This window comes from Micromonospora sp. NPDC049048 (assembly GCF_043197615.1).
Taxonomy (GTDB): domain Bacteria; phylum Actinomycetota; class Actinomycetes; order Mycobacteriales; family Micromonosporaceae; genus Micromonospora.
Map to the genome: position 1 here is coordinate 42,806 of NZ_JBICTM010000002.1, position 23,481 is coordinate 66,286.

General features: G+C 72.6%; 20 protein-coding genes. 12 read left to right on the forward strand and 8 right to left on the reverse strand.

The window, feature by feature from the left end:
• Position 1 precedes the first annotated feature (1 nt).
• Positions 2–1,465 (reverse strand): sugar transferase, encoded by a 1,464-nt coding sequence (locus ACGFIG_RS05585; protein WP_393001319.1) that lies wholly within the window; start codon positions 1,463–1,465, stop codon positions 2–4.
• A 198-nt stretch (positions 1,466–1,663) separates the two neighbouring features.
• The gene (locus ACGFIG_RS05590; protein WP_392999555.1) at positions 1,664–2,743 is read right to left on the reverse strand and encodes an endo-1,4-beta-xylanase; all 1,080 of its coding nucleotides are present in this window, start codon (positions 2,741–2,743) and stop codon (positions 1,664–1,666) included.
• A 255-nt stretch (positions 2,744–2,998) separates the two neighbouring features.
• Here ACGFIG_RS05590 and ACGFIG_RS05595 point away from each other — a divergent pair, with 255 nt between their 5' ends.
• From ACGFIG_RS05595 to ACGFIG_RS05615, 5 genes are read left to right on the forward strand one after another with little or no spacing between them, the layout of a single operon-like run.
• Positions 2,999–4,456, forward strand: a complete 1,458-nt coding sequence (locus tag ACGFIG_RS05595; RefSeq protein ID WP_392999557.1) for a lipopolysaccharide biosynthesis protein — start codon at positions 2,999–3,001, stop codon at positions 4,454–4,456.
• Between the two features lie 36 nt (positions 4,457–4,492).
• The gene (locus ACGFIG_RS05600) at positions 4,493–5,512 is read left to right on the forward strand and encodes a glycosyltransferase (protein WP_392999559.1); all 1,020 of its coding nucleotides are present in this window, start codon (positions 4,493–4,495) and stop codon (positions 5,510–5,512) included.
• Positions 5,509–6,465: an NAD-dependent epimerase/dehydratase family protein gene (locus ACGFIG_RS05605; RefSeq protein WP_392999561.1), complete on the forward strand. Its 957-nt coding sequence runs from the start codon at positions 5,509–5,511 to the stop codon at positions 6,463–6,465. Before ACGFIG_RS05600 ends, ACGFIG_RS05605 begins: the two co-directional genes overlap by 4 nt.
• Complete coding sequence (locus ACGFIG_RS05610) at positions 6,462–7,478, forward strand: GDP-mannose 4,6-dehydratase (RefSeq protein WP_392999563.1); 1,017 nt, start codon at positions 6,462–6,464, stop codon at positions 7,476–7,478. The genes ACGFIG_RS05605 and ACGFIG_RS05610 overlap by 4 nt, the downstream gene beginning before the upstream one ends.
• Entirely contained in the window at positions 7,475–8,185 is a 711-nt protein-coding gene (locus ACGFIG_RS05615; RefSeq protein WP_392999565.1) for an NDP-sugar synthase, read from the forward strand. The genes ACGFIG_RS05610 and ACGFIG_RS05615 overlap by 4 nt, the downstream gene beginning before the upstream one ends.
• Before the next feature lie 37 nt (positions 8,186–8,222).
• Here ACGFIG_RS05615 and ACGFIG_RS05620 read toward each other — a convergent pair whose 3' ends face one another.
• From ACGFIG_RS05620 to ACGFIG_RS05630, 3 genes are all read right to left on the reverse strand, one after another.
• The gene (locus ACGFIG_RS05620) at positions 8,223–9,083 is read right to left on the reverse strand and encodes a glycosyltransferase (RefSeq protein ID WP_392999567.1); all 861 of its coding nucleotides are present in this window, start codon (positions 9,081–9,083) and stop codon (positions 8,223–8,225) included.
• Positions 9,084–9,401: 318 nt separating this feature from the next.
• Positions 9,402–11,171, reverse strand: a complete 1,770-nt coding sequence (locus ACGFIG_RS05625) for an O-antigen ligase family protein (RefSeq protein ID WP_392999569.1) — start codon at positions 11,169–11,171, stop codon at positions 9,402–9,404.
• Positions 11,171–12,433: a trypsin-like peptidase domain-containing protein gene (locus ACGFIG_RS05630; RefSeq protein ID WP_392999571.1), complete on the reverse strand. Its 1,263-nt coding sequence runs from the start codon at positions 12,431–12,433 to the stop codon at positions 11,171–11,173. Before ACGFIG_RS05630 ends, ACGFIG_RS05625 begins: the two co-directional genes overlap by 1 nt.
• A 4-nt stretch (positions 12,434–12,437) precedes the next feature.
• On the opposite strand from ACGFIG_RS05630, the gene ACGFIG_RS05635 reads away from it, so the two are divergent.
• The 7 genes from ACGFIG_RS05635 (at position 12,438) to hutH (ending at position 21,135) form a co-directional block, all read left to right on the forward strand.
• Positions 12,438–12,764 carry a hypothetical protein gene (locus ACGFIG_RS05635; RefSeq protein WP_392999573.1) on the forward strand — a complete coding sequence of 109 codons (327 nt, stop codon included), beginning with the start codon at positions 12,438–12,440 and terminating at the stop codon, positions 12,762–12,764.
• Between the two features lie 442 nt (positions 12,765–13,206).
• Positions 13,207–14,058 (forward strand): MurR/RpiR family transcriptional regulator, encoded by an 852-nt coding sequence (locus tag ACGFIG_RS05640; RefSeq protein WP_392999575.1) that lies wholly within the window; start codon positions 13,207–13,209, stop codon positions 14,056–14,058.
• Positions 14,059–14,075: 17 nt separating this feature from the next.
• Positions 14,076–15,737 (forward strand): urocanate hydratase, encoded by a 1,662-nt coding sequence (gene hutU, locus ACGFIG_RS05645; RefSeq protein ID WP_392999577.1) that lies wholly within the window; start codon positions 14,076–14,078, stop codon positions 15,735–15,737.
• Positions 15,734–16,933, forward strand: a complete 1,200-nt coding sequence (locus ACGFIG_RS05650; protein ID WP_392999579.1) for an allantoate amidohydrolase — start codon at positions 15,734–15,736, stop codon at positions 16,931–16,933. The genes hutU and ACGFIG_RS05650 overlap by 4 nt, the downstream gene beginning before the upstream one ends.
• A gap of 112 nt (positions 16,934–17,045) precedes the next feature.
• Complete coding sequence (locus ACGFIG_RS05655; protein ID WP_392999581.1) at positions 17,046–18,404, forward strand: formimidoylglutamate deiminase; 1,359 nt, start codon at positions 17,046–17,048, stop codon at positions 18,402–18,404.
• Positions 18,401–19,603, forward strand: a complete 1,203-nt coding sequence (gene hutI, locus ACGFIG_RS05660) for an imidazolonepropionase (RefSeq protein ID WP_392999583.1) — start codon at positions 18,401–18,403, stop codon at positions 19,601–19,603. Before ACGFIG_RS05655 ends, hutI begins: the two co-directional genes overlap by 4 nt.
• The gene (gene hutH, locus ACGFIG_RS05665; protein ID WP_392999585.1) at positions 19,600–21,135 is read left to right on the forward strand and encodes a histidine ammonia-lyase; all 1,536 of its coding nucleotides are present in this window, start codon (positions 19,600–19,602) and stop codon (positions 21,133–21,135) included. The genes hutI and hutH overlap by 4 nt, the downstream gene beginning before the upstream one ends.
• A gap of 52 nt (positions 21,136–21,187) precedes the next feature.
• On the opposite strand, the gene ACGFIG_RS05670 is transcribed toward hutH, so the two are convergent.
• The 3 genes from ACGFIG_RS05670 to rph are packed head-to-tail and all read right to left on the reverse strand — an operon-like array spanning position 21,188 to position 23,467.
• On the reverse strand, positions 21,188–22,102 hold the full coding sequence (locus ACGFIG_RS05670) for an AEC family transporter (RefSeq protein ID WP_392999587.1): 915 nt from the start codon (positions 22,100–22,102) through the stop codon (positions 21,188–21,190).
• A 22-nt stretch (positions 22,103–22,124) separates the two neighbouring features.
• A complete protein-coding gene (gene rdgB, locus ACGFIG_RS05675; RefSeq protein ID WP_392999589.1) occupies positions 22,125–22,742 on the reverse strand; it encodes an RdgB/HAM1 family non-canonical purine NTP pyrophosphatase in 618 nt (205 codons plus the stop codon).
• Positions 22,739–23,467 (reverse strand): ribonuclease PH, encoded by a 729-nt coding sequence (rph, locus tag ACGFIG_RS05680; RefSeq protein WP_392999591.1) that lies wholly within the window; start codon positions 23,465–23,467, stop codon positions 22,739–22,741. Before rph ends, rdgB begins: the two co-directional genes overlap by 4 nt.
• Positions 23,468–23,481 lie beyond the last annotated feature (14 nt).

The following is a 23,481-nucleotide window of genomic DNA, read 5'->3' on the forward strand; positions in this document are numbered from 1 at the left end:
ATCAGTAGGCGCCGCGCCGCGCGAGCACCACGCTGAGCGTCTTCCAGAGGATGCCGAGGTCGTAGACGAGCGACCAGTTGTCGACGTAGTGCAGGTCGAGCCGGACCGCGTCCTCCCAGGTCAGGTCGGAGCGGCCGGAGATCTGCCAGAGCCCGGTGATGCCGGGCCGGACGAGCAGCCGCCGCCGGACGTCGCCGCGGTAGTCGTCGTCCTCGGTGGGGAGCGGGCGCGGGCCGACCAGCGACATCTGCCCCATCAGCACGTTGACCAACTGGGGCAGCTCGTCCAGGGACAGCGCGCGCAGGTGCCGGCCGATGGGCGTGACGCGGGGATCATCCTTGATCTTGAAGAGCAGGCCGTCGCTCTCGTTCCGGTCGCGCAACGCCTCCAGCCGCTGTTCGGCGTCGGTGTACATGGTGCGGAACTTCCAGACCTTGAAGGCCCGCCCCTCGTGGCCGATCCGCGTCTGCCGGAACAGCACCGGCCCCCGGTCGGTCGCCTTGATGGCCAGCGCGATCCCGGCCAGCAGCGGGCTCAGCAGGATCAGCCCGACCAACGCGGCGGTCCTGTCGAGGATGCTCTTGGCCAGCAGCGAGAGGCCGGAGATCGTCGGCTCCTCGACGTTGAGCAGGGGCAGGCCCTCGATCGGACGCACGTGGATGCGTGGGCCGGTGACGTCGGTGACCTGCGGCACCACCACGAGGTCGAGCCCGGTCCCCTCGAGCTGCCAGGCCAGCTTGCGCAGCTCGTACGACTCGAGGCTGGCCGGGCCGCAGACGGCGATGGTGTCCGCGCCGAGCTGCTGCACCAGCGGCACCAGGTCCCAACCGACGTAGACCGGCACCGGCGCCGTGACCCGCTCGCCGGGCCGCGGAGAGTGCGGCAGGTGGATGGCGACCGGGCGCAGCCCGGCACCCGGGTTACGGGTCACCACCTCGTGCACGGCCAGGGCGTCGGAGAGCCGTCCGACCAGCAGCACCCGCTGCGACGCCCGCTGGCTGACCCGGCGGATGCGGCGCAGCACCACCCGGGCGCCCGCCCGGGTCACCAGGGCGTAGAACAGCAGGCAGAGGATGATGGCGGCGACCGTCGCGCGGGACAGGTCCTTCTTGAAGCCGAGCGCCAGGAACGAGACGGTGGCGGCCATCGCGACGTTGGCCCGCACCACCCGCTTGAGTTCCTCGGTGCCGCGCCCGAGCGCCCGGCGGTCGTACGCGCCGGCACCGGCGAGGATCGTCATCCACATCAACGGCACGCCGAGGTTCGCCACCAGGGCGAACGCGCTGACCGTACCGCCGAACACCCGCTGGTCCCAGAAGCCGGCGTCGGCCGAGTCGAACAGCGCCACCACGGTCCGGCTCGCTGCCAGCGCGGCGACGAAGTCGATCAGGACGAGGCAGGCCACGTACCGCCGCCGCCATCTGACCCGTGGGGCGACCGGCCGGGCGAAGGCCGACCGTGGCATGCCGTTGGAGGGGGGTGTGATCACCCCGAGGTCGGGGTCGAACCTCGGTGACTGCTGTGGCGCGACAGTCGAGAGGAACTGGGTCTGCGCGGACACGACTTTCCTTTCCACATCGCCCAGACGGGAGATCGCGACGTGCACCTTATGCTCCGCACGGTGTCCTGCCTAGTGCCAAGCCGTGGCGCGGACAAGGCCCGATCAACGCGGGGAAGGGGCGACTCGGCGGCGCAACTCGTGCAGCAACGCGTCGCGTGCGGGCTTCGGTTTCATGTCGCTGTCATAGATGCAGGCAGCGCCGTATCCCGGGTAGTGCGAGGCGATCCAGCTACTGGCGTCGGTGAAGCCCCAGACCGTGAAGGATTCGCAGGTGGACACGGCGAGGCAGGCCTTGAGCATGTGCTGGTAGAGCAGTGCCTGGTCGAGCAGCTTCTTCGTGCTGACGGGCAACTGGATCCGGACGTCGAGCTCCGTGATGGCCACCGACACGCCCAACGCGGCGAAGCGCCGCAGGTTGCTCGTCGCATCGATGGGTGCGGTGTTCGAACGCAGATGGGCCTGGAAGCCGACGCCGTGCACCGGAACGCCCTGCGCCCGCAGCTCACGAACCAGCTTGAACAGCCCGTCGGCCTTGCGGGAGCGGCCCTCGACCCCGTAGTCGTTGACGAACAACCGGGCGTCGGGGTCGGCCTCGTGCGCCCACCGGAACGCATCCGCGATGTACGTGGGCCCGAGCTTGCGGAGCCAGATCGAGTCGCGCAGTTTGCCGTCTTCGGCCAGGACCTCGTTGACCACGTCCCACGCCCAGACCCTGCCCCGGTAGCGGGCGACCGTCGTCCGCACGTGGTGCCTCAGCGCCGAGCGCAACTGCTCGCGGGACCACGATTCCGACAGCCAGGACGGCACGCTGCTGTGCCAGACCAGCGTGTGACCGTACACCGCCTGCCCGTGGGACTGCGCGAGGGCGACCACCTGATCGCTCGCGGTCCAGTCGTACCTGCCCGGCTCCGGCTGCAGGTTCGCCCACTTCATCGCGTTCTCCGCGGTGACCGCGTTGAAGTCCGTGACGAGCGTGCTCCGGTACCGGTCGTCGGAGGCGTACAGGCGCCCGTCGACCGCCGCGCCGATCCGGATGTTGGCGGGCATCAGATCACGCAGGGCGGGACCGGCGGAGGCCTGCCCGGAGGGGGCCGTGCCGGGGCCGGCCTGCCCCACACCACGTTCTCCGCTCACGTATGCTGCGCACGCGGCGAGGACCACCACCACGACCGAGAGCAGCACAGTCGCCACCCGGACGGCTCGGCGTCCCGGACGCACGCGAGGAACCACGGACGGTCTGGTGTCCTGCCCGCCGTAGGTGCGGGCGGCGGTACCGACGGCACCGGTGTGGACCTCTTCGGCCATTACCACCCCAGACGAAAGTAGCGACGCCAGCGTGACAAGGTCCAACTGATGCGCCTGAAGGATCCTACGGCGTCCGAGGGCGGGACCCCATCCACGTCCGCACCGCCAGCACAGCCCACTCTAGGCGCGGCGGTGGGCCCGGCACGCGGCACGTCCGTCGTCCGGGCCGGGGCGCTGTCGATGCTCGCGCTGGTGGCGGTCGGCGGCACCCGGCTCGTACACGGATCACTCACCAGCCATGACACCGACCGCGGCACGTACGGCCTGGTCGGCATCATGCTGGCGGCCAGCCTGGTGGCCAGCCTGCTCCTGCCCGGTGGCCTCTCCAGCGGCCTCGCCAAGTTCGTCGCCTTCCATCGGGGAGCCGGTGACCCGGCCGCGGCCTGGGCAGTGCACCGGTTCCTGTCCCGGCAGGCCCTGGTGGCGTCGGTCGTGCTCGGTGCCGGCACGGCGTTCCTGGTCCAACGGCTGTACGACCTCGGACCGTGGGACACCGCGGCGCTGGGGCTACTCACCGTGACCTACTCGCTGTACACCACGGACAAGTCCGCGATGTACGGCCACGGCCTGGTCGCGCAGTACGCCCGGATCGAACTGGGCACCTCCCTGCTGGCCGTCGTCGCCACGGTGGCCGTCGTCGTCACCGGCCAGACCGGCTACCTGCTCCCGCTCTGCCTGGGCTACGGGTTGTTCGTGCTACTGAGCCGCCGCCGGCTGCGGCTGCATCGTCGGGCGGACGGGGCGCCCGCCGGAGGGCGGTTCCCCCGGCGCGAAGTAGTCATGTATGTCGTGCTCGGCAGCGTCGGCACGCTGGCCAGCGCCGGGTTCCTCCAGGGAACGCAGATGCTCGCCGGTCAGTTCGCCGAGCCCGCCGAGGTGGCGTACCTGGTTGCCGCCGTCGCGCTGATCGCACCGTTGTACTTCCTCCCCCGGGCCCTGGCCCTGGCGCTCTTCCCCGCCATGGCGAGCGCGCACGGCGCGGGCGATGCCGGGGCCGTACGCCGGCAGGTCGACGGCGCCACCCGGGCCCTGGCCGTGACGATGATCCCGGTGTTCCTGCTGGGCCTGCTGTTGGCACCGGTCGTCCTCGTCCTCTTCGGCGGCGGCCCGTACGCCGAAGGGGCGCCGGTGCTCCGTCTCATGTTGTGCGCCTCCTTCTTCGGCATCCTCCAGGTGCCGTCGGTGAACGCCCTCGCCAGCGGTCCACCCGGGCATGCCCGGATACCGGTCGCCTCCGCGGTGCTGGGCTGCCTGGTCGGTCTCGCCCTGGTGTGGCTGACAGCGCGACCGATGGGTGCGACCGGGGTGGCGCTCGGCTACCTGGTCGGTACGGCGGTGACCGCGACGATCCCGGTCGTCGTGGTCACGCGGTTCCACCGGCTGGCCTGGGCCCCTGCCCTTCTGCGCTGCGTGGCACTGCTCGCCGTCGGCGCGTTCGTGGCAAGCCTTGAATTCATGCAGAGCTGGTCGTGGGGGGCGGGCGTGCTCGGTGCGGGCGTGCTGTGCGTCGCCGCCGCTCTGCTGTACAACGACTCCCGTCGGATGCTCACCCTCGTTCGCGCCCGCTCCGGGCAGCGCCCGGTTTCTTAGGCCAGCGGGGCGATCAGCGTGTCACGAAAGGAAGCCGTGGAGGCAACGCCCGAACCAGGGTCGCCGGCTGGCGGCCTGCGGATCCTGGCCGTCACCAATCTCTGGCCCGAGAACGGCAGCTACCGGGGAATCTTCGTGCAGCGCCAGGTGGCGGCGCTGCGCTCCCGCGGTCACCACGTAGACGTGGAGGTCGTCGCCCAGTCCCGGGGCAAGCTGGACTACTTCGCCGCGGCCCCCCGTATCCGCCGGCGCGTCCGTTCCGGCAACTACGACGTCGTGCACGTGCATTACGGCATGACTGCGCCCGCCGCCCGCTTCGCCGGTCACCCGGTCCGGGTGCTGTCGCTCTACGGCAGTGACGTCAACGCCCCGCGGCAACGCGTGATGACCCGGCTGGGCTGGGGGGGCACGCGGGCGCGGATCTACGTCTCGCAGCGGCTCGCCGCGACGGCCGGGGACGCCGCCGGTCACGTGGTCGCGAACGGCGTGGACTTCCGGCTGTTCCGGCCCGGTGACCGGCTCGCCGCCCGGCAGGCACTCGGCATCCCGCCGACGGCCAGGGTGGTCCTTTTCGGCGCTGATCCGGCCCGACCGGTCAAGGGGTACGACGTGTTCCGCGCCGTGCTGGAAGAACTGACACGGCGCGACCCCTCCGTACGCGAACTCGTCCTGTCTGCGCCCGGCCAGCCGGAGGCCGACCTGGTACGGAAGTACGACGCCGCGGACGTGCTGCTGTTCACGTCCCGTCCGGGCAGTGAGGGCTCGCCCACCGTGGTCAAGGAGGCCACGGCGATGGGGCTGCCCGTCGTCTCCGTCGACGTCGGTGACGTCGCGGACGTCCTCGACGGAGTACGACCGGGCGCGGTCGTCCGGTTCCCGCCGGGACCGCTCGCCGGTCCTGCCCGGGTCGAACTGGTGCGGGAACTCGCCGACCGGGTGGGCGAGGTGCTCGACAGCGGCCAGCGGGCCGACGGCCGGGAGAAGAGTGCCTGGCTCGACGAGCATCTCGTGGCCGACCGCATCGCGGAGATCTACCGATCGGTCCTGCGCCCGTGACGACCGCCCTGGTCACCGGCTCGCACGGCTGGGTCGGCACTCACCTGCGGCACCTCCTGCGGTCGTACGGACACCAGGTGGTCGGGACGGGTCGACGGTCGCGTACGGCGCCCGACGGGGAGCGGTACCTGCCGGTCGACCTCCGGGACGCCAGGGCGACCTCGGCCCTGGTCGACGCCGTCCGACCCGAAGTCGTGTTCCACCTGGCCGCCACCCTGCCGCAGCGCGGGCCGGACACCGAGGACCTCGTCGCGGACACGGTCCTGACGACGTACAACGTGTGTCGGGCGTTGCGGGCCACCACCGGCTCCGCGCCGGCACGGCTGATCCTGGTCGGCTCGTCGGCCCAGTACGGTGCCGTGCCGCCGGAACAGAACCCGATCACCGAGCGGACCCCGCTCCGCCCGCTCGGGGCCTACGGCCATGCGAAGGCGGCCGCGGAGTCGCTTGCCTTCGCCATGGCAGCCGACGGTCGCATCCGGGTGACGGCGACGCGCCCGTTCAACCACGTCGGCCCGGGTGCGGACACCACCACCGTGGCAGGCGCCCTTGCCATGCGGGTGGCCGACGTGCTCGCGGGCCGCCGGGACCGGCTACGGGTGGCCGATCTCGACGCGGTACGGGACTTCACCGACGTCCGCGACATCGCCCGGGCCTACGTGAAACTGGCGCAGCCCCACCGGGCCGGCGGCATCTACAATGTCTGCTCGGGAGCCGGCGTGACGGTGCGGACGGTCCTCGAAACCCTGCTCGACCTGGCCGGGCTCGACGGTGCCACGGTGGAGGTGGCCGACGGCGGGAGCGACGTCCGGTGCCAGGTGGGCTCCGCCGCCAGGTTGGCCACCGAGGTCGGTTGGCAGCCGACCATTCCCCTCCGGGTGAGTCTCCGCGACCTGCTGGCCGAGATGATCGACGGCCACCGACCGCAGACCGATGAGGAAGGTGCGGCATGACCGGGCTGACGACGAACGAGGAATGGCAGGGGCGTCGCGTCCTCGTCACGGGAGCAGGCGGGTTCATCGGCTCCCACCTCACCGAACGCCTCGTTCGTGCCGGCGCCGACGTCCGTGCGATGGTCCGTTACACCGGTCGTTCCGAGCTCGGCATGCTCGCCGACGCCGCCCCGGAGGTGCGCCGGGCCGTCGAGATCGTGCACTCGGACGTCACCGACCCGTTCGCGGTACGTCGAAGCGTCGAGGGATGCGACACGGTCTTCCACCTGGCCGCCCTGATCGCCATCCCATACAGCTACATCGCCCCCGCGTCCTACGTGGCGACAAACGTCACCGGCACGCTGAACGTGCTGGAGGCGGCGCGTGACCTGGACGTCCGGCGGGTGGTGCACACCTCCACCTCGGAGACCTACGGCACGGCCCGATACACACCCATCGACGAGCAGCACCCGCTCCAGCCGCAGTCGCCGTACTCGGCGTCGAAGATGGGTGCGGACGCGATGGCCGAGTCGTTCCACCGCTCGTTCGGCCTGCCGGTTGCCGTGATCCGTCCGTTCAACACGTACGGGCCGCGGCAGAGCGCCCGCGCCGTCATCCCGACCGTCGCCGCGCAGGTGGTGGCAGGGCGGGACAGGATCGCGCTCGGCGATCTCCGACCGATCCGGGACCTGACCCATGTCGCGGACACGGTGTCCGGGTTCCTGGCGGTCGGCTCGGCCGACGCCTGCGTCGGGCAGGTCACGAACATCGGCAACGGGCGCGGAATCGCCATCGGCGACCTCGCCCGGCTGATCGCTGACGTCGCCGGCCGTCCGGACGTCGACATCGTCGAGGACGCCCAGCGTCTCCGGCCGGCACAGAGCGAGGTGTTCGAGCTGGTCGCCGGCATCGACCGGGCCAAGGAACGGTGCGGGTGGCAGCCCACGGTGTCCCTGCGCGACGGCCTGGCGGACGTCGTGGCATACGTCCGGGCGCACCTCGACCGCTTCGACGTGGACCGGTACGCGGTATGAGGGCCGTCGTCCTGGCGGGCGGCCGAGGAACCCGGCTGCGCCCGTTCACCACCAGCTTTCCCAAGCCGTTGATGCCGGTCGGCGACATGCCGATTCTGGAGATCCTGCTGCGCCAGTTGCGGTCGCACGGCGTGACCGAGGTGACACTGATGACCGGTCACCTGGCATACCTGTTGGAGGGCTACTTCGAGGATGGCCGCCGGTGGGGCCTGAGCATCGACTACATCCGCGAGGAGCGCCCGCTCGGCACCGCGGGTCCGCTACGAAGGCTCGCCGGGAACCTCGTCGACGACTTCTTCGTGATGAACGGCGACCTGCTCACCGATCTCGACTTCACCTCGTTGATGGCCCGGCACCGTGAGGCCGGCGCACCGGTCACCGTGAGCGTCTTCAGCCGACCGGAGAAGATCGAACTTGGCATCCTGCAGCTGGACGACGACGGCGGGGTGATCGGCTACGACGAGAAACCGACCCTCAAGCTGGACGTCTCCATGGGTGCCTACGCCATGTCGCCCACCGCGCTGACCGAGATCCCCGAAGGCCCGTACGACATGCCCCAGCTCATCCTCGACCTGCTCCGCGCGGGACGGCCGGTCAGCAGCTGGCGGCACGACGGCTTCTGGCTCGACATCGGTCGCGTCGACGACTACAGCCTCGCCAACAGGATGTTCGCCGAGAATCCCACCGGCTTCCTGCCGCCAGCGTGACGCCGGTTCCGACCACGGGCGGTCGAGGAGTCGGCGCCTAACGCCCGAGGGAGGCGACCAGCCACTTGCCGATCTCGCTCGCCGTACGCACGATCTTGACAACCAGCGCGAGACCCGGCACGCGGGGCTGGCGATAGTCGTCGATGAGCCGGAACCAGACTGCCAGTCCGGCGAAGCGCTGCCGGCTGATGCTGCCGCCGTGCCGGTGGAACCGGACGATCGGGTGGGAGAGGTGCTCGAGCCGGATGCCAATGGCGAGCGCGCGCAGGACGAGTTCGACATCCACCTTGATGGGAAGCTGGTCGTCGTAGCCGCCGAGTTTGACGAGCAGTTGGCGCTCGATCGACATGCCCGAGTGCTTGAACGGTAGTCGAGGCCGGGTCAGGACCGCCCAGAGCATCCGGCGCGGTGTGTCGTACGACGGCAACCGGATCGGCCTGACGCGGTCTCCGGCTATCTCCTCGTAATCGGTGTAGACCCAGGACGCGCCGGTGGCGGCGATGAACTCCCTTACCCGGGCAAGACCGTCCTGAGTCAACTCGTCGTCCGAGTCGAGCACGGTGATCCACCGGCCTCTGGCGATCCGCAACGCGGTGTTACGTGCCGCACTGATGCCCGACGCGCGCTGGCGTACCAGCCGGATACGCTCGTCGGCCAACAGGCCCGCTTCGGCCAGGCAGTCCTGGGCGGGAACGCTGGAACCGTCGTCGACGACAACGACCTCGAAATCGTCGAAGCTGCCGGCCAGCACGCTGCGGATCGACTTGACCAGGAGAGCCGGCCGGTCTCGGACGGCTATGCAGACGGAGATCGCCGGTGCGACCTCGCGCGCGGGTTCGAGGAAGGCCACCGTCGGCGCGTCCGCGGTCGGGCTGGTCGCGGACCGCGGACGGATCACCGACCGTGCCTCGCGACTCCGATGGACAGCTGCGGGACCCGGCGCCGGGCGATCGGTCATGGCGAGCAGTGGCCGCCCGCCGGAACAGCGCCGGAGCCGGCATCGGACAACAGCAGCGGGCACCTCTTCAGGTCACCCATGTCGGTCCACCCCCGTGGTCGCCGCACTCGACGGGCGATGGCGACGTGTTCCGAGACCGCCACGTCGACAGCCGCCGGCCGCAGTCGGTCCGGCGGCATGTGGATTGTAACCGTGGCCAGTAGGCCACACCACCATTCAGATCGGGACGCCCGGCAGTCACGACGGTCGTTGGCCTGGTCATCCGGGTTGGCGTGGCGCACGGGCGAGTCGGGCCTGGGCGAGAATCTCGTCCGTCGACAGGATCTGGGTGTCCACCTCTCCGTCGACCCGGTCGACGGAGTCGGGTTCCGGGCCGTCGGGCACCGGGGCGGTCGCGGGCCGGCCCGCCGCCCACCACGCCACGCCGATGATCGTCCAGAGCAGCGGTGGAAGGAGCGGATCCTCCATCGAGGGTGAGAGGAATCCGACGAGGCAGGCGAACACCATCGCCGCGACGCCCCACACCGTTGCCTCGTCAGGGGCCCTGGACATCCGTCTGTCCCGACGAATCCGAGACACGAGCGGCCAGGTGACCATCGCCAGCCACGCCAGATAGACCGTGAGGCCGACGAGACCGACCTCCATCACCAGGTGCAGCCAGAACGAGTCGACCTGCACGGCGTGGAACCCGTACCGGTTGAATCCCTCTGGGCCGAACTTCGGATTCTTGTGCCAGTTGGGATTGTCCTTCTCGGCCACGACGCCGCCGAACTGACCGATGCCGAAGCCGAGCAGCGGCTGCCGGGGCAGGATCTGTGCGGCCTGCTGGAGGTAGAGCACCCGGATCTCGCGAACCGGCGCCGCTGGCCGGGCAGCGGCCGGGGCGGGGGTGGTCGTGGCGGTCGGGCCGGAGGGCCGGGCTGCGACGGTCGGCCGAGGGGAGGCTTCGGGCCGAGGTGAGGCCGACGATCGAGGCGAGGCTGCGGACGAGGTCGCTGGAGTCGAGGTCGGTCGTCCGCCCGTTGACGCCGTGGGTTTCGGCGACGTGACCGGCGGCCCGGTGGAGCGGTTCGGTTCGCTACCCGCCGGATTCGTCAGACCGGAGAAGGCGTTGTCGATACGCCGCTCCCACTCGGCACGGTTGTCCGGCCGCACCGCGATCTGGCCGGCGGTGCAGAGCACCACGATCAGGCAGACGGTGAGGACGCGGCGGGCGGCACGGCGGACGAGCAACGCCACCACCACACCAGCGGCGAGCACGCCGATCAGCGACTCCCGGGACTGGGTCGCCGACATCGCGACGGCCACCACGGTGGCGAGGACCCACCAGAGCGGACGGACACGGTCCCGCACCGCGACCCAGGCCACGAACCCCAGCAGGGCGAGCCCGAGCAGGTGCCCGAGATGGTTGGGATGCGGTTGCAGGCCCTGCGCCCGGCTCTGTTCCGCCCAGGTGAGGTCCACCCATCCGAGCGCGCTGTGCGCGGATCGCCCGGCGATCATCTGGACCAGGGCGAGCACCACGTTGACGCCCACGACCACGCCCACCGGCACGAGCATCCGGCGTACCAGCGTGCGGTCGAGGTCCGCCGCGCGCAGCGCGTAGAAGACGAGGACGCCCCGGAAGTAGACGAAGAGCGCCTCCCCCATCAGAGTCGTCGACGAGTCGTTGACGAACCCGGCGAGCACCATCACCAGGCCGAGGACAAGCAGGGCCAGGTCGGCGACCGTGCAGAACCTCCGCCACTGCCGGTCCAGCGCGACCTTGACCACGGTGAGCAGGGCGAGCCCGAGGTAGAGGGCGGTCTTCAACTGCTTCGGCCACTGCGCCGCGTTCTCCAGGTTGACCCGGGGGTCGCGGCTGGTCGGCCCGCTGAGGACCTGCAGCCACGTCTCGAAGAGCACATGCACCAGCAGGAGGCCCACCACGAACACCAGCACGGCGGAGAGCAGCCGGGACATCGGCCGGGCTGGCGCACCCGTCGGGCCGACCGGCGACTCCCGGGGCAACCACGACAAGCCGGTCATCACGCTCTCCTACGCCGCGTCAGGCCCACCACGAGGACGATCAGGCCGGCGACCAGTGCCGCACCGAGGCCGGCGAGCAGCACCGCCGGCCACGCCGAGCCGCCGGGTCGCACGCCCTCGTTCTGCTGTCGTTCGATCGCGTTTTGCCGGTAGGCCCGCGCAAGCAGGTTGGCCGGCGCGTTCTGGGCCACCGTCTCGAGACGGCTGATCGCCGCCGCGTGCTCTCCGGCGAAGTACGCGTCAAGGCCGCTGCGGTAGAGCTTGTCCTGCTCGCCCAAGACGTTGCCGGCGCCGGATTCCTTCAACAGACCGGCGAGTGTGGACGCCGGCAGCACCACGCGGTTGGCGCGGTCCGGCCGCGCCTGATCCTGGTCGATCATGCCGGCGACGCGCCCGCTGGGATCCAGCGCGATACCGCCGTGGGAGGCGGTGCCGACATCCTCGTTGATCCGGTGGATCGCCACCGACCCGCGACGGCCGGTCCCGGTGACGGTCACCAGTCTGGACTGTGGACGGTAGGTGGCGGTACGGAAGTCGGTGTCGCTCGTGGCGAAGCCCAGCACGAGCAGGGACGATCCCTCCGCGAGAGCGGCCGACGGGTTGAGTTCCACGGCGGGCAGGTTCCCCCGGGCGAACTTGATCAACGCGGTGTTACCGGCCTCGGTGGTCAGTGCCCGGACGACCTGGGCCGGGATGGCCGGCTCGGTCGTCAGATTGCCCTTGGCGTCGTTGAGTTGGCCGTACACCTCACTGGTCGGCTGGGTGCCCACGTCGACGCCGGTGAACCGCACCTTGCTCAGGTTGGTCCGGACGTACTCGGCGACCTCGCCTTCGTTCAACGTCTTCTCCCGCACGAGCATCCGGGCCACCGCGTCGAGCGCGATCTGACGGGCGTTCTCCTCGCTCGGTTTGACGCAGGAACTGCTGGTGAGTGCGTGCCCGTCCGGGGTCACCAGAAAGGCGCTGCAGCGGCGGGTGAAGGTGATCGGCGAGGCACGCAGCAGGGCGTTCGTCCGCGCGTTGCGGACGTAGCCGGTGAAGACCGCTTCCACGAAGACCAATGACGGCGCCGCGACCGCCAGCGCACGCTCCTCCGGGCTGTACGGTGCGGCCTGGGCCCACGGCTTGAAACCGGGGTCGACGGCTGCTGCCGTGGGTAAGGCCGTGGAAGCGGCCGTGGGAAGGGTCTGTGGCGCCTCGGTCTCCCCTTTCGACACCACCCAGGCCACGGTGCCACCGGCGAGGGCCGCGACCAGGATCAAGGCGGTGGCGAGGATCCAGAAGCCGGTACGCCGTCTCGGCGGCGCGGAGGGCTGGATCCGACGGGCCTGGTCACCGAAGGGGCTCTGCGCCGACGTGTCGGTTGGTGACGGACCGGCCTGGGCCGGCGAGTGGGGTGCGACGACGACCGGCTCGGCCGAGACGGGCTGCGCCGAGACCGGCACCCCCGACACCGGACCGGCCATCGCCCACGGCATGGCGGGTGGTCCGGACGTCGGCTGGGGTACGCCCGAGACCGGCTGCGGCACGGCCGACTGCGGGACACCGGAGACGGGGCTTTCGGTCCTGGCATCGGCGGCGACCGGGTGGTAATCCACGCCGAGCGCGCGTAGCAGTGTCTCCGCCCCCGGGCCGGCCTCGGCCGAGTAGGCGACCCAGGGCGCGTCGGCCGAGAAGTCCGCGTACACGTAGGCCTGGCCTCCGGGTTGCAGGCCCAGCGAGTCCGCGATGGCGGCGAAGGCCTCCCGCCAGCGGGTGTCGGCGGCGACCGTGCTCTCCAGAACGGCGATCGTGGCGAACCGGCCCTGTGAGTCGATGGCTGCCCATGCCTTCCCGACGATGGACCCGCCAAGCATGTGGGTAAACCTGTACGGGCCAACCGGTTGCATGCCAACTCCTCTGCTCAACCGCCGTGCGGATCCTACAGAGCCGACGCTCAGCCATCCGCCTACCCGTCGCCGGTCGGACACCCGCCCGGGATGTCAACACGCAGGCACGGTTGCTCTTTGAAAGTTTTCATGCATACAGTCACGGCATGAATGAAGGAGCTGTCGTGGTGCCCACCGAGCGGGTGCTCGACCTGTTCCAGGGGGTCCGACTCACCCCCACCCAGCGCCGCATCGCGCACTGCCTCGTGCAGCACGCGCCGACCGTCGCGTACCTGTCGGCAGCCGAGGTCGCCGAGCTGGCGGGGGTCAGCCAGCCGTCGGTCACCCGGTTCGCGGTCGCGCTCGGCCACGACGGCTACCCCGCGTTGCGCCGCCGGCTCCGCGCGCTGACCGCCGGCGTCCCCGGTGACGCCGCCGACGCCGACAACGAGCTCCAACAGGCCGTACGCGCCGAGATCGGCAACCTCGACCGCCTCGCCGGGCAGCTCGCCGACCGGGACCGGATCGCCGAGACCGGGCGGCTGCTGGCCGCCAGCCGTCCCTTGCCGGTGCTCGGCCTGCGCGCCGCCGCCCCGCTGGCCGCCTACTTCGCCTACTTCGCCGCCAAGGTGCACCCCGACGTGCGGGTGCTCGACGACGGCGGCAGCCTGCTCACCGACCGCCTCGAACAGGCCGCCGAGGCCGGGGCCACTGCCGTGCTCGCCTTCGTCCTCCCCCGCTATCCCCGGGAGACCCTGGACGCGCTGCGCGAGGCCCGCGCCGCCGGCCTCACCGTGGTGGCCATCACCGACTCGCCGGTCAGCCCCGCCACCGAGCACGCCGACGTGGTGCTGCCCGCCGCGGTCGGCGCGCAGCTCGTCTTCGACCTGCACACCGCGCCGATGACCCTGGCCATGGTGCTGCTCCAGGCGATCTGCGACGCCGCCCCCGCCGACACCCAGCGCCGGCTGGAGGCCTTCGAGGCCTCCGCCGCCCGCCGCCAGTTGTTCCTCGGATGACCCGGAGGAGAGCCGAGATGACCCAGCCCGTCCGCGCCGCACGCGGCACCGAACGTACCGCCCGTGGGTGGCCCCAGGAGGCCGCGCTGCGGATGCTGATGAACAACCTCGACCCGCAGGTGGCGGAGCGCCCCGAGGACCTGGTGGTCTACGGCGGCACCGGGAAGGCGGCGCGGGACTGGCCGTCGTACCACGCGCTGGTGCGTACCCTGACCGACCTGCGCGACGACGAGACCATGCTGGTGCAGTCCGGCCGGCCGGTGGGCGTCATGCGTACGCACGAGTGGGCGCCCCGGGTGCTGCTGGCCAACTCGAACCTGGTGGGCGACTGGGCCACCTGGCCGGAGTTCCGCCGCCTCGAACAGCTCGGCCTCACCATGTACGGGCAGATGACCGCCGGCTCGTGGATCTACATCGGCACCCAGGGCATCCTCCAGGGCACCTACGAGACGTTCTCCGCCGTCGCCGCCGAGAGGTTCGGCGGCACCCTCGCGGGCACGCTGACGTTGACCGCCGGCTGCGGCGGGATGGGCGGGGCGCAGCCCCTCGCGGTCACCATGAACGGCGGCGTCTGCCTGATCGTCGACGTGGACCGCAGCCGGCTGGACCGGCGGATGCAGGACCGCTACCTCGACGAGGTCGCCGACTCCCTGGACGACGCCGTCGAGCGGGCGCTCGCCGCGAAGCGGGACCGGCGGGCGCTGAGCGTGGGCGTGGTCGGCAACGCGGCCACGGTCTTCCCCGAGCTGCTGCGCCGGGGCGTCGACATCGACATCGTCACCGACCAGACCAGCGCGCACGACCCGCTGTCGTACCTGCCGGAGGGGGTGGAGCTGGCCGACGCCCGGGACTACGCGGCGGCGAAGCCGGCCGAGTTCACCGACCGGGCGCGGGCGTCGATGGCGAAGCACGTCGAGGCGATGGTCGGGTTCCTCGACGCCGGCGCGGAGGTGTTCGACTACGGCAACTCGATCCGGGGCGAGGCGAAGCTCGGCGGGTTCGAGCGGGCCTTCGACTTCCCCGGCTTCGTGCCCGCGTACATCCGGCCGTTGTTCTGCGAGGGCAAGGGCCCGTTCCGGTGGGCGGCGCTCTCCGGCGACCCGGCCGACATCGCGGCCACGGACCGGGCGATCCTGGAGCTGTTCCCCGAGAACGAGTCCCTCGCCCGGTGGATCCGGATGGCCGGCGAGCGGGTCGCCTTCCAGGGCCTGCCGGCGCGGATCTGCTGGCTCGGCTACGGGGAGCGGGACAAGGCGGGTGTGCGGTTCAACGAGATGGTCGCCTCCGGCGAACTCTCCGCGCCCGTGGTGATCGGCCGGGACCACCTGGACTGCGGCAGCGTGGCCAGCCCGTACCGGGAGACCGAGGCGATGGCCGACGGCTCCGACGCGGTGGCCGACTGGCCGCTGCTCAACGCGCTGGTCAACACCGCCAGCGGGGCGTCCTGGGTGTCGATCCACCACGGCGGCGGGGTCGGCATCGGCCGCTCCATCCACGCCGGTCAGGTCTGCGTCGCCGACGGCACGGCGCTGGCCGGGCAGAAGATCGAGCGGGTGCTCACCAACGATCCGGCGATGGGCGTCATCCGGCACGTCGACGCCGGTTACGACGCTGCCCGCGAGGTCGCGCAGGCCACCGGCGTACGGGTGCCGATGGCGAACAACGGGGACACCGCATGAGCGACCTCGCCGGCCGGTTCCGGGCGCTGTGGGACGAGATCGCACCGGTCGGGCGCGACGAGGGCAGCGGCGGCTACCTGCGGTACGCGCTGACCGAGCCGGAGCTGCGGTTGCGGGAGTGGTTCCGCGAGCAGGCCGACCGCCGGGGCATGCCGGTCACCGACGACGGCAACGGCAACCTGTTCGCCCGGTGGGGCGAGCCCGGGGCCGGCGACGCGGTGCTGACCGGCAGCCACTTCGACTCGGTACCGCACGGCGGGGCGTACGACGGGCCGCTCGGCATCGTCAGCGCGTTCCTCGCCGTCGACGAGCTGCGCACGGCGGGCGTCGCGCCGGCCCGGCCCGTCGTGGTCGGCGCGTTCGTCGAGGAGGAGGGCGCGCGGTTCGGCGTACCGTGCCTGGGGTCGCGGCTGCTCGCCGGGGAGATCGCGGTGGACCGCGCGGCCGGGCTGCGCGACGCCGCCGGGGTGAGTTTCGCCGAGGCGCTGGGCGCCCGGCCGGCGGGCGCGCGGCCCGAGCTGCTCGGCGGCTTCGCCGCCTTCGTCGAGCTGCACGTCGAGCAGGGCCGCGCGATGGTCGACGCCGGCGCGCCGGTCGGGGTGGCCAGCGCGATCTGGCCGCACGGCCGCTGGCGCTTCGAGTTCACGGGCGAGGGCAACCACGCCGGTACGACCCGGATGGCCGACCGCCGCGACCCCATGCTGACGTACGCCTTCACGGTGCTGGCGGCCAACAAGGAGGCGCGGCTGCGCGGCGCGCACGCCACCGTCGGCCGGGTGGCGGTGGAGCCGAACGCCACCAACGCGATCCCGTCGAAGGTGACCGGCTGGCTGGACGCCCGGGCCGCCGAGCCCGAGACGCTGACGGGGCTGGTCGACGCGGTCCGCGCGAAGGCCGCCGAGCGGGCCCGCCGCGACGGTACGGAGGTGGCGCTCACGGAGGAGTCGGCCACCCCGCTGGTCGCGTTCGACGACGGGCTGGCGGGCCGGCTGGCGACCCTGCTGGACGCGCCGGTGCTGCCCACCGGTGCCGGGCACGACGCCGGGGTGCTCGCCGCGCACCTGCCCACGGCCATGCTCTTCGTGCGCAACCCGACGGGGGTCTCGCACTCCCCGGCCGAGTCGGCCAGCGACGCCGACTGCGCCGCCGGGGTGACCGCCCTCTCCCGGGTGCTGGAGGAGCTGACATGCCGCTGACCGGGGTCCGGTGCCGCCGTTGGTGGCCTGTCGAGCTGATGTCGCAGACGACTCGCCCCCTTGGTGATCGACTGATGTCGCAGACGATTCAGCTCGACAGGGGGCGAACCAGATGACCGCGACCCGCTGGCTGGCCGAGTACGCCTGGCTGCCCGACCACGCCGAACCGACCGCCGACGTGCTGATCGAGACCGCCGACGGGCGGATCAGCGCCGTCACGCCGCTGGCCGGCGGATCCGGCGTCGACACCGGCGTCGAGGTGCTCGACGACGCCGTGCGGCTGCCCGGGCTGACCCTGCCGGGGCTCGCCAACGCCCACTCGCACGCGTTCCACCGGGCGTTGCGCGGGCGCACCCACGGCGGGCGCGGCGACTTCTGGACCTGGCGCGACCGGATGTACGCGGTGGCGCAGCGGCTGGACCCGGACTCGTACCTGGCCCTGGCCCGGGCGGTCTACGCCGAGATGGCGCTGGCCGGTGTCACCTGCGTCGGCGAGTTCCACTACGTGCACCACAACCCGGACGGCACCCCGTACGCCGAGGCGAACGCGATGGGCGAGGCGCTGGTCGAGGCCGCCGCGCACGCCGGGATCCGGATCACCCTGCTGGACACCTGCTACCTCACCGCCACCGTCGACGGGGAGCCGCTCGCCGGCCCGCAGCGGCGCTTCGGCGACGGCGACGCGCTGCGCTGGGCGGAACGGATCGACGCGTACCGGCCCGACGACGACCACGTCCGGGTCGGGGCGGCCATCCACTCGGTGCGGGCGGTCCCGGCCGGGCAGCTCGCCACCGTGGCCGGCTGGGCGGACCGGCACGCGGCGCCCCTGCACGTGCACCTGTCCGAGCAGCCGGCCGAGAACGACGCCTGCCGGGCCGTGCACGGCTGCACCCCGGCCCGGCTGCTCGCCGACCGGGGGGCGCTCGGCCCGGCCACCACGGCCGTGCACGCCACCCACCTGACCAGCGGCGACCTCACCCTGCTCGGTGACGCCGGCACGGGCGTCTGCCTCTGCCCGACCACGGAGCGGGACCTGGCCGACGGGATCGGTCCGGCCCGGCGGATGGCCGACGTCGGCCTGCCGCTCAGCCTGGGCAGCGACAGCCACGCCGTGATCGACCTCTTCGAGGAGGCCCGTGCCGTGGAGCTGGACGAGCGGCTGCGCACCCGCCGGCGGGGCCACTTCAGCGCCGCCGAGCTGCGCGACGCCGTCACCGTGGGCGGTCACGCCGCGCTGGGCTGGCGCGACGCCGGGCGGCTCGCCGTGGGCGCGCGCGCCGACCTGGTGACCGTACGGCTCGACAGCCCGCGCACGGCCGGCGTACCGCCGGTGGGGGTGTGGTTCGCGGCGGGCGCGGCCGACGTCACGCACGTCGTGGTGGACGGCCGGACCGTGGTGCGCGACGGCCGGCACCTGACGGTCGACGTGCCGGCCGAGTTGACCGCGGCGATCGAGGAGGTGGCCTCTTGAGCAGTCTGCTGGTCGACGACATCGGCGAGCTGGTGACCAACGACCTCGGGGGCGAGGACGGGCCGTTGGGCATCCGGCGCGACGTCGCGCTGCTGGTCGAGGACGGGCGGGTGGCCTGGATCGGGCCGTCCCGCGACGCGCCGGCCGCCGACCGGCGCCTGGACGCGGGGGGTGCCGCCGTGCTCCCCGGCTTCGTGGACAGCCACGCCCACCTGGTCTTCGCCGGGGACCGGGCCGCCGAGTTCGCCGCCCGGATGGCCGGGCAGCCGTACACCGGCGGCGGGATCCGGACCACGGTCTGCGCGACCCGGGCGGCCAGCGACGACGAGCTGCGGGCCACCGTGCGGCGGCTGCGCGGCGAGGCGCTGCGGCAGGGCACCACCACCATCGAGATCAAGAGCGGGTACGGGCTCACCGTCGCCGACGAGGCCCGCTCGCTGCGGATCGCCGCCGAGGTCAGCGAGGAGACCACCTTCCTCGGCGCGCACGTGGTCCCCGCCGAGTACGCCGACCGTCCCGACGACTACGTGGGTCTGGTGTGCGGGCCCATGCTGGCCGCCGCCGCGCCGTACGCGCGCTGGATCGACGTCTTCTGCGAGCGGGGCGCGTTCGACGTGGACCACGCCCGCGCGATCCTCGCCTGCGGGCAGGCCGTCGGGCTGGGCGTGCGGGTGCACGCCAACCAGCTCGGCCCCGGGCCGGGCGTCCAGCTCGGCGTGGAGCTGGGCGCGGCCAGCGTCGACCACTGCACCCACCTCACCGACGCCGACGTCGACGCGCTGGCGTCCAGCCGGCACGACTGCATGTGCGCCGACAGCCTGCACACCATCACCGTCGCCACCCTGCTGCCCGGCGCCGAGTTCTCCACCCGGTCGCCCTACCCGGACGCCCGCCGGCTGCTCGACGCCGGCGTCACCGTGGCGCTGGCGACGGACTGCAACCCCGGTTCGTCGTACACGTCGTCGATGCCGTTCTGCGTCGCGCTCGCCGTACGCGAGATGCGGATGACCCCGGCGGAGGCCGTCTGGGCCGCGACCGCCGGCGGCGCGCGGGCGCTGCGCCGCGACGACATCGGGTGGCTCGGCGTGGGGGCGCGGGCCGACCTGATGATCCTCGACGCCCCGTCCCACCTGCACCTGGCCTACCGGCCGGGGGTGCCACTGATCCGCCAGGTTCTGCGCAACGGAGTGCCGCAATGACCGTGACCATCCTGCCCACCGGGATCTCCCCCGCCGACGTGCTCGCCGTGGCGCGCGGCACCGCCAAGGTCGTGCTCGACCCGGCCACCGTGGACGCCATGACGACCAGCCGGTCGATCGTCGACGGCATCGAGGCCGCCGGCCGGCCGGTCTACGGCGTCTCCACCGGCTTCGGCGCGCTGGCGAACACGTTCGTCGCGCCCGAGCGGCGGGCCGAACTCCAGCACGCGCTGATCCGCTCGCACGCCGCCGGGGTGGGCGCGCCGATGCCCCGCGAGGTGGTGCGGGCCATGATGCTGCTGCGGGTCCGCTCGCTGGCGCTCGGCCGCTCCGGGGTCCGGCCCCTGCTCGCCGAAGCGCTGGTCGACCTGCTCAACCACGACGTGACGCCGTGGGTGCCGGAGCACGGCTCGCTGGGCGCCTCCGGTGACCTGGCGCCGCTGGCGCACTGCGCGCTGGTGCTCCTCGGCGAGGGCTGGGTGCTCGGCCCGGCCGGCGAGCGGCTGCCCGCCGCCGACGCGCTGCGCCGGGCCGGGCTGGCGCCGGTCGGGCTGGCCGCCAAGGAGGGGCTGGCGCTGATCAACGGCACCGACGGCATGCTCGGCATGCTGCTGCTGGCGATCCACGACGCCGCGCACCTGTTCACGATGGCCGACGTCACCGCCGCCCTCGCCATCGAGGCGATGCTCGGCTCGGAGCGGCCGTTCCTGCCGGAGCTGCACGCCATCCGCCCGCACCCCGGGCAGTCGGCCTCGGCGGCGAACATCCACCGGCTGTTGCAGGACTCCCGGGTGATGGACTCGCACCGCGACGACCTGGCGCACGCGGTGCAGGACGCGTACTCGATGCGGTGCGCGCCGCAGGTCGCCGGGGCGGCCCGGGACACGCTGGACTTCGTCCGCACGGTGGCCGGCCGGGAGCTGGTCTCGGTCGTGGACAACCCCGTGGTGCTGCCCGACGGCCGCGTCGAGTCGACCGGGAACTTCCACGGCGCGCCGCTCGGCTTCGCCGCCGACTTCCTGGCCATCGCCGCCGCCGAGGTGGGCGCGATCGCCGAGCGCCGGGTGGACCGGCTGCTCGACGTCACCCGGTCCCGCGACCTGCCGGCGTTCCTCTCCCCCGACGCCGGGGTCAACTCCGGGCTGATGATCGCCCAGTACACGGCGGCGGGGATCGTCGCGGAGAACCGCCGGCTCGCCGCGCCCGCGTCGGTGGACTCGCTGCCGACCAGCGGGATGCAGGAGGACCACGTCTCGATGGGCTGGGCGGCGGCCAAGAAGCTGCGCACCGTCCTGGACAACCTGACCAGCCTGCTCGCCGTCGAGCTGCTCGCCGCCGTACGCGGACTCCAACTGCGCGCCCCGCTCGACCCGTCGCCGGCCGGCCGGGCGGCCGTCGCGGCGCTCGGCGGGATCGCCGGGGAACCCGGGCCGGACGTCTTCCTGGCCCCGCTGATGGAGGCCGCCCGGGCCGTGGTGGCCGGGCCGGACCTGCGCGCCGCCATCGAGGGCGAGATCGGCCTCCTGGACTGACGGCCGCCGCCGGGCCACCGTCGCGCCACGGTGGCCCGGGTGCCCGCCGGTGTCAGCCCGCCAGCACCGCCACCCCGATCAGCACGGGCACGGCGGTCACCGTCGACAGCAGGATCGAGTCGCGCGCCAGGACCGTGCCCCGGCCGTAGCGGACCGCGTACACGAAGACGTTCTGCGCCGTCGGCAGGGCGGCGGTGACCGTGCAGGCCAGCACCAGGGCGGCCGGCAGCCCCATCGCGAAGCGCGCGACGAGGTAGGCGACGGCGGGCTGGGCCACGGTCTTGAGGACGACCGCGAGGCGTACGTCCCGACCGGTGTCGCCGGAGCCGGGCCGCGGCGCGCCGTGCAGGGAGACGCCGTACGCGATCAGCGTGGCGGGAACCGCCATCGCCGCGACGAGTTCGATCGGCCGCAGCACCGGTTCCGGCGGCAGCCACCCCGTCAGGCTGGCCGCGACGCCCAGCGCGCACGCGACGGTGACCGGGTTCGTGAGCGGCTGGAGCACCACGGAGCCGGGCGACGGTCGTCTCTTCGCCGTGGCCGCCTCGAGGAGGGCGAACGCGACCGGCGTCACCACGACCAGCTGGAACATCAGGACGGGCGCGACGAACGAGGCGTCGCCGAGGACGTAGACGGCGACCGGGATGCCGATGTTCGCCGCGTTGACGTACGACGAGGCCAGCGCCCCGATCGTCGCCTCCGCGACGGAGCGGCGCCAGCAGAGCCGCGCGACGGCCACGTACAGCGACGCCACGGCGGTGGTGCTCGCCACCGTCACGACCAGGGCGGACGAGACGATCGCGGGCACGTCGGCCCGGGCCACCGTCTGGAACAGCAGCGCCGGGGTCGCCACGAAGAACGCGACCCGGGAGAGGACGGTGGCCGCCTCCGGCCCCAGCAGCCCGCCGCGGCCGAGCGCGTAGCCGACGGCGATGACGGTGGCGATGACGGCGAAGCCCGTCAGCACCCCTTCCACCGGGGCGGGGCCGTCAGCTCGCGGGCGGCAGCACCTTGGCGACCAGCTTGGCCAGCTCCCGTAGCGCCTTGCCCCGGTGGCTGACCGCGTCCTTCTCCTGGGGCGTCAGCTCCGCGTTGGTGCGGTCCTGCCCGTCGCCCAGGAAGATCGGGTCGTAGCCGAACCCGCCGTCGCCGCGCGGCGCCCGGAGCAGCCGGCCGCTCTGCCGGCCGTCGACCAGGTGCTCCTTGCCGCCCGGCAGCACCAGGGCCACGGTGCAGACGAAGGACGCGGCCCGGTGCTCGTCGGGCAGGTCCGCGATCTGGTCCAGCACCAGCTGGAGGTTCGCCTGGTCGTTGCCGTGCCGGCCGGCCCAGCGGGCGCTGAACACCCCGGGCATGCCGTTGAGGGCCTCGACGGCGATCCCGGAGTCGTCGGCGATCGTCGGCAGGCCGGTACGCCGGCAGCCCTCCCGCGCCTTGATCAGCGCGTTCTCGCCGAACGTCAGGCCGGTCTCGGGCAGCTCCGGGTACTCCTCGACGTCGTCCAGCCCGAGCAGGGCGACGCGGTGCGCGCCGAGCGCGCCGTCGAGGATCCGCTGGAGCTCGACGAGCTTCTTACGGTTACGGGTGGCGAGCAGCACCTTGTTCATGAGAGAAGCGCCTTTCGCTGGGCTTCGGCCAGGTCCACGCAGCCGGCGACGGCCAGGTCGAGCAGGGCGTCGAGCTGCTCGCGGGCGAAGACGCCCGCCTCCCCGGTGCCCTGCACCTCGACGAACTCGCCGGCGCCGGTGCACACCACGTTCATGTCGACCTCGGCGGTCACGTCCTCGGCGTAGTCGAGGTCCAGCCGGGGTTCGCCGTCGACGACCCCGACGCTGATCGCCGCCACCGAGCGGTGCATCACCTTCTCCGGCTTGCCGACCAGCGACTTACGCCCGGCCAGCCAGGTGACCGCGTCGTGCAGCGCCACGTACGCGCCCGTGATCGCGGCGGTGCGGGTGCCGCCGTCGGCCTGGAGCACGTCGCAGTCGAGCACGATCGAGTTCTCGCCGAGGGCCTTCAGGTCGATCGACGCCCGCAGGCTCCGGCCGATCAGCCGGGAGATCTCGTGCGTACGCCCGCCGACGCGGCCCTTCACGCTCTCCCGGTCGGAGCGGGTGTTGGTGGCCCGCGGCAGCATCGCGTACTCGGCGGTGACCCAGCCGAGCCCGGAGCCCTTGCGCCAGCGGGGCACGCCCTCGGTCACGCTGGCGGTGCAGAGCACCCGGGTGCCGCCGAACTCCACGAGCACCGAGCCCTCCGGATGGGTGCTCCAGCCCCGGGTCAACGTCACAGGTCGGAGTTCGTCGGGTCGCCGCCCGTCAGGTCGTGCCATCCCTGCACCCTATG